At 70.5% G+C, this 4,427-nt stretch carries 4 protein-coding genes; 1 reads left to right on the top strand and 3 read right to left on the bottom strand.

All coding sequences use genetic code 11. The annotated features are described in order from the left end of the window. Window positions 1-229, bottom strand: a 229-nt coding sequence (locus tag WD271_16910; GenBank protein ID MEX1009499.1) for a hypothetical protein, incomplete at its 3' end; no start/stop codon positions are given. A gap of 206 nt (window positions 230-435) precedes the next feature. Between WD271_16910 and WD271_16905 the strand changes: the two genes are divergently transcribed. Next, on the top strand, window positions 436-2,034 hold the full coding sequence (locus WD271_16905; GenBank protein ID MEX1009498.1) for an AMP-binding protein: 1,599 nt from the start codon (window positions 436-438) through the stop codon (window positions 2,032-2,034). Window position 2,035: 1 nt separating this feature from the next. On the opposite strand, the gene WD271_16900 is transcribed toward WD271_16905, so the two are convergent. Beyond that, window positions 2,036-3,598, bottom strand: coding sequence for a GGDEF domain-containing protein (locus tag WD271_16900; GenBank protein MEX1009497.1), 1,563 nt, complete (start codon window positions 3,596-3,598; stop codon window positions 2,036-2,038). Beyond that, window positions 3,595-4,427 (bottom strand): hypothetical protein (locus WD271_16895; GenBank protein MEX1009496.1); only part of this gene is annotated, 833 nt, incomplete at its 5' end. The genes WD271_16900 and WD271_16895, both read right to left, overlap by 4 nt.

The raw sequence follows: 4,427 nt of genomic DNA, 5'->3' as shown, positions 1-4,427 counted from the left end.
CGTTCGCAGACCTCTCCGGCAGCGTCACACCCTGGTCGGTCAGACACTGCTTCTGCACATCCGTGAGCCGCGGGTGGGCGGGCGGTGCAGCCTGGGGGGTTGTCTCGCCGGAGCCGGTGTCGGCCGCCGCGAAGGCGCCCAGGCCCAGGGCGGGAATCGCCGCCAGTGCCAAGAATCCCGCCACGATCCCGGCTTTTCGGGGAAACCTCTTCGTCGATACGTTCGTCACGCTTACTCCTCTGGGTTGCCGGTGCCCTCCGCTGCACGGGATCCTGCTCCAACCCACCTGAGACATGCCTGATAACTCGCTCGCTCGCTGCGTTGCAGGATACCTACGCCGCGGGCGCTCGCTCGCTGGCGAGCTCACTTCGCTCCGCTCCGTTCGCCGCGGCCGCCGGGCCCCGCCATCTGCTCGCTGCTCCTAGATTGCGGCGGGTGCCGGTCTGGAACTTCGCCGCGGTGTGGGGCGGGCTCGCATCGATCGTGCCCGACCGCGAGGCGATCGTCTGTGGCGAACGCCGCGTCACCTGGGGTGACTTCGCCGACCGCGCCCGTCGCCTCTCGTGGTACCTCGCCCGAGATGCCCGACTCGAGCCGGGCGACAAGGTCGCCATCGACCTCACCAACCGCCCCGAATACCTCGAGACGTTCTTCGCCGCGCTGTTGCTCGGCTGCGTCCCGGTGAACGTGAACTTCCGCTACGTCGCCGACGAGGTGCACCACGTCCTCGACGACTCCGACGCGAAGTTCGTGGTGCACGGTCCCGAACAGGCGAAGGCCGTCGCCCGTGCCGCCAAGCGCATCCAGAGGCCGTGGCGACCGCGCCTGCTCGAGGTGGGCGAGCCCTACGAGCGCGCGCTCGCAGGAGCCTCTCCACCCGAGGTCGCGCCACGAGCACCGAGCGGCGACGACCTGATCTTCCTCTACACGGGCGGCACCACCGGCATGCCGAAGGGCGTGATGTGGCGCAACGAGGACCTCTACGTTGGCCTGTGGGCGGTGTCACACCCGGACCGTCCCGACCCGTCCGATCCCCTCGAGGCGGCGCGAGCAGGGAAGCGCACCGGGATCATGCTGCCCGTCGCGCCGCTCATGCACGGAACCGGGCTCAACGTCGCGCTCGCGACGCTCGCGGGTGGCGGCACCGTGGTGCTCATCGACCAGCCGGGTCTCGATGCCGAGCTCGTGTGGGACACCGTCGAGCGCGAACACGTCGAGATGCTCACTCTGGTGGGCGACGTCTTTGCCCGTCCGCTGCTCGCTGCGCTCGACTCACACCCTGGGCGATGGGACATCAGCGGCTTGCGCGGCATCACATCTTCGGGTGTGTTGTTCAGTCCCGACACGAAACGCGCGCTGCTCGCGCACCTCTCCGGACTCACGATCATCGACACGCTCGGCGCGTCGGAGGGACTCGGACCGAGCAACACGTCGCGCGCCGGCGACGCGACCAACGAACCAGCGCGCTTTCGGATCAGCGAGCGCGTCCACGTGTTCGACGAGCACACGGGCCGCGACGTCACACCCGGAAGCGACGAGATCGGGCTCGTTGCGATGGGCGGCCATCTCCCGATCGGCTACTACAACGACCCGGCGAGAACGGCGGCAACGTTTCGCGTCATCGGCGGAGAGCGCTACTCGATCCCGGGCGACTACGCGACCGTCGACGTCGACGGCACGGTCCGCCTCCTCGGTCGCGGTTCGGCGTCGATCAATACCGGCGGTGAGAAGGTCTACCCCGAAGAGGTGGAGCTCGTGCTGCGCAAGCACGCGAGCGTCTTCGACTGTGTGGTGCTCGGCGTTCCTGATCCCCGGTTCGGCGAGAAGGTCGTCGCGCTGATCCAGGTAACCGAGGGGCACTACCTCGACGAGGCCGAGCTGGCGGCGTGGGGCCGCACGAAGCTCGCCGGGTACAAGGCGCCGCGCCGGTTCCTGTTCGTCGACACGATCGAACGATCCGCCGCCGGCAAGGCGCCACACCAGAAGCTGCGGGCGCTCGCGATCGCGCACCTCAGCGTTGCTCCGACTGCGTGAGTCACGCGCCGCGGGCGAGCGGCGCGTCGTTGAGGTGCACGACGGCGGGCGCCGCGCTCGCCTCGCGTGTCGACGTAGCCGCACGGTCGCGCCCGCTCCGCTTCGCCTCGTAGAGCGCGGCATCCGCGGCCGAAACGAGGCGATCGGAGTCGTTCGCGTTGTCGGGCATGGTCGCGAGCCCGGCGCTCACCGTCACGGGTACGGCCCGCACCCGGCGCCCGATCTCGGCCCGAACGCGCTCGGCAACCCCGACCGCGTCGGCGCTTCCGCATCCCGGAAGCAGCAACACGAACTCGTCACCGCCGTACCGTGCGGCAACGTCGAAGCTCTTCGTGCTCGCGACCATCGACTCGGCGACCTCGCGCAGCACCGTGTCGCCCGCAATGTGCCCGTACGTGTCGTTGATCTGCTTGAAGTGGTCGACGTCGAACACGACGAGGCTGAGCGGCGTCCGCAGCCGCTGCGCGCGCGCCGCCTCCCGCGCGAGCGACTCATCGAAGAGTCGCCGGTTTGCGATACCGGTGAGCGAGTCGCGCGTGGCCAGCCGCTCGACCTCGTCGAGCAGGGCGGCGTTGTGGAGCGCGGACGCCGTGTGCATCGCGGCCTGGGCCAGCGCCTGCACGGTGAGGATCGGGATCCGCGCCTCGTCCCGGCCGCCCCACTCGGCGGCCACGATCCCGAAGCGTTCATCGTCGGCGACAACCGGCACCACGACGACATTGCGCGCGCTCGGGAGGACCGCGTCGAGCAGCCCGTCCTCGAGCGTGCGGACGAGCAGGGGCGAAGTGCTCGACAAGGTCTCCAGCACCGGCAACGTTCCGCCGCTGCGGGTCTCGATCAGCGACTCGACGACGCCGTCGTCGCACACGCCCCACCACTCGTCGCCGCGCCTCGCGAGCACGACCGCGCGGGTGAAGCCCAGGCGGCCGCAGACGTGCCGAACGAGCGCGGCCATTCCGTCTTCGGCGCGGTGGGCGCGGTCGAGCTCGGTACCGAGCTCGATCAACCACTCGAGTTGCGCGCGGCTGTGTCGGAGGGACCGTTCGTTGACCCAGGAGAAAGCGGCCGCACTCAACGCGAAGACGAGGAACGTCGAGGCACTCACGAGTGCGAACCGATCGCTCACGCGTGGCTCGGTGCCGAAAATGTTGGGGGCAGCAGCCGCGTGCGCGAGCAGGAGCAACAGCGCGCACCAAGTCGCGAGCTCGAGGCCGGTGCGGTACGACACGAGCAGCGTCGCCGCCACCACGAGAAGAAACACGAGGAACAGGAGCGGGCTCCGGTAGCCGCCGGTGTGCGACACCGCGGCTGCGAGCACGAGCCCGTCGATGAGCACCGTCGACGATACGAGCGTCGAGTCGAGCCGGGGGACCCGTCTTCGCGTGAGCTCCACCGCGGCGACCGCGAGCGCGTACGCGAGCGCCAGCGGCACCAGGGCCATGTCGAAGTCCCCGGTGAGTGCAGGGACGAGGAGTATCGCGGCCGCGGTCAGGACACGGACGCCCTGAAGGACGAGCAGACGGTTCGTGACCGGCTCGACTTCGCGAGGGCGGGTGCGCGTCACCGGAACCGCGCGACGGCTTCTGCGTCACGCGCCGCGCGGAGTCGCGGGTCGCGCCGATCCACGAGTTGATGCGCGACAAGGAACAAGAGGACCACGAAGGCAAGGATCGCGACGAGCGCGCCGGACCAGATGGTGTCGGGCGAGAGCCCGTTGGCCGCGGGTTGCGGGTCGGTGGCACCGATCGCAGAACCGAGGAGATCGGGGAGTGCGGGGACGTCGGCGGCAGGAGGCAGCGCGGCCGGTATCTCGGCGTCCGGGCCGTCAGGTGGAACGACGGCGGCCGGCGACCCGGCAGCGGCTGGCTCCGCCCCGTTGGGCGGGGTGGGGGCGGTGGGGGCAACGAGTGCCTCCGTATCAGCCGCGCCGTGTGTGGTCGCCGGCCCGCCGCCGACTGTGGGAACCCCGCTCACCGTATGGGTCGGTGCGGGTCCGGTGGGTGCGGACTCGATGGGCGTGGGCCCGGTGGGCGTGGGCCCGGTGGCCGCAGACTCGGTGCCGAGGGCTCCGTCTTCTCCACCCGGGGCGTCGCCGTCCTCGCCACCGCCCGGTGAGGTGACCGGCGCGGCGGTGCCGGGCGACGGGGCCTTGTGGGGTCGATTCGAGCGGTCCTCCTTGTGCTCTGATGCGTCGTCGGCGTGGTCGTGGAGCGGACGCCCCTCGGGCCGGCGTCGGGGATCCCGGTCCGGCCTCGAGGCACCCGCCTCGGCTCCTCCGCAGACCAGTACCGACGCGATGGCGCACAACACCACCACGCCCACCGCGAGCGCACGACGTCCTAGTGGCGTGTCCTTCAATTGACGCGCGCTTGTTCGAGGGCAACGCGGCCTCG

It is taken from the genome of Acidimicrobiia bacterium, assembly GCA_040880805.1.
GTDB lineage: Bacteria > Actinomycetota > Acidimicrobiia > IMCC26256 > DASPTH01 > DASPTH01.
This window is presented reverse-complemented; position numbering and strand designations above follow the sequence as displayed.